We start from the raw sequence: 1,975 nt of genomic DNA, 5'->3' as shown, positions 1-1,975 counted from the left end.
TCTACTTTCAAAAAGTATGGGGATAGGTAAAGCAGTAGCGAGTGTTTCAATGCTAACAGTTTTAATAGATTGTAATAAATTTATCAGGATTTTTAGTAATAAATATTCTGCACGTCCCAATTCTCGCTTGAGGTTTGTTTCGTAGAATTCAGGTAATATTATCATTAAATAGAGCTTGTTGCGAATGAATGCTCTTTTTGTTTTACCACAAATTGCTACACTCTTTGTAATATAAGCATTCTAGACCATTTTGTCCCCCTGCAAGGTATTTTTGATACTGAAATCTTTTGTCAGGTGACAAAAGCTAACCAGGGAATCACAAAAACTAATCTGCAAAGATTAACTAAACAGTCGATCACTTCCACGACATTATCCAGCGATAAAGGCAATATTGATGTCAAAGCGGGACTGAATATTGAGTCAGCTGTAGAAGCACAGAAGACGATTTACAAAGGTAACGTTGTCGTCCAAACGGCTGTAGTATTTTTGGTACACCGCAAATCTACACGGGAATTAGATGAAGCTGGGAGCAATGCGATTTTGTGAGGTGGTTAAAATTCGGGTACTAAATCACCTATCTAGAGGTGCGATCGCAGCTAAATAACTGTTTTTATTGAGAATCTAGCTCTCTAACTGAGAATTAAAGTCCGATCTAACAAAATCGCATTGCTCCCGATGAAGCTTGTCGTTACCTCGCTTCTTTCTTTCTACGTCCGGCGGTAGTTGACCGTGAGATAGAGTACGCCTGGAAGGTATGGCTTCAGTGTTGTCCTTTTGTCTGGGAACCTTTACTAACAAAACCATTTAACCGCAGACTACCTTATTTTAGTTCAGAAGCTCCAGGGCTGATGCCTCTAATTCGTACAGCTACAGGCGATCGCACTGGGTTTGAATTAATTGCAGAAGAGGGCGGTACTCCTGTACACCTGGATTTATACCAAAATCACAAGAATTTGGCTGTTTTTGGTGCAACTCGTTCCGGTAAATCAGTCTTGGTTGCAGGTATACTGACTCCGGCTCTAGCTCAAGATATTCCAGTTGTGGCATTGGATTACCCCAAACCAGATGGAACATCCACTTTCACTGACTACACTAATTTGCTAGGAAAAGACGGTGCTTACTTTGATATTTCTAAAGAATACAACAATCTTTTTGAGTTACCAAATCTGCGAGGACTAGAACCAGAAATTATCAATGAAAGATTGAATGATTTCAAGGAGTTTTTGAAATCAGTACTGATGACAATGATTATTGGAACTAGCATGATTGGGGTTAGCCCTTCCATGATTACCAATATTGAGTCAATCATCGCTTTGACATTAAAGATTTTTTTCGACGATGATGAAATCAAACTCCGTTACAAATTGGCATTATCATCTGGAGTAGGAACTAAGGCATGGTCAGAGACACCAACACTACAAGACTTTTACAAATACTGTTCACCAGCATTTATTAAACTAGATTCTATTGCTAGTAACAGTCGGGATATTCTAGAAGCTTTAGAACAAATTAGGCTAAGACTTAATTACTGGTTAACTACAAGAGTTGGGCAGTCAATTTCTCGACCTTCTAGCTTCAGAACTGATGCCAAATTACTTGTTTTTGCATTGAGAAATTTATCAAGTGAGGCGGATGCGGCGATCTTAGCTCTGAGCGCTTATGCTGCCGCACTCAGACGGGCGTTAGCATCCAAAGTAAGTATATTTTTCTTAGATGAAGCACCAATCTTATTTCAGTTTGAATCAATCGCTGAACTAATTGGGAGGCTCTGTGCTAATGGTGCTAAAGCTGGTATACGTGTAATTTTATCTGCCCAAGAACCAGAAAGTATTTATCAGTCAAAAGCTGCCGCTAAAATCTTCGCCAACATCACTACACGCTTGGTTGGCAGAATTCAATCTTCAGCCGTTGACCCCTTTTTGGTGAGATTTAAATACCCATTAGAAATTATTCGGGTCAATAGTACAGAAGCTTT

General features: G+C 39.2%; 1 protein-coding gene and 2 pseudogenes. 2 read left to right on the top strand and 1 reads right to left on the bottom strand.

The window, feature by feature from the left end; genetic code table 11:
- Positions 1 to 159 (bottom strand): annotated as a pseudogene (locus tag F8S12_RS09075) (IS4 family transposase); the annotation flags it as partial.
- Between the two features lie 135 nt (positions 160 to 294).
- On the opposite strand from F8S12_RS09075, the gene F8S12_RS09070 reads away from it, so the two are divergent.
- Complete coding sequence (locus F8S12_RS09070) at positions 295 to 546, top strand: hypothetical protein (protein ID WP_442946794.1); 252 nt, start codon at positions 295 to 297, stop codon at positions 544 to 546.
- Between the two features lie 128 nt (positions 547 to 674).
- Positions 675 to 1,975 (top strand): annotated as a pseudogene (locus F8S12_RS09065) (hypothetical protein); the annotation flags it as partial.

It is taken from the genome of Nostoc sp. WHI (assembly GCF_015714725.1).
Lineage (GTDB): Bacteria > Cyanobacteriota > Cyanobacteriia > Cyanobacteriales > Nostocaceae > Nostoc.
The sequence above is the reverse complement of the archived record's forward strand: the minus strand, read 5'-3'. Positions and strand labels throughout refer to the sequence as shown.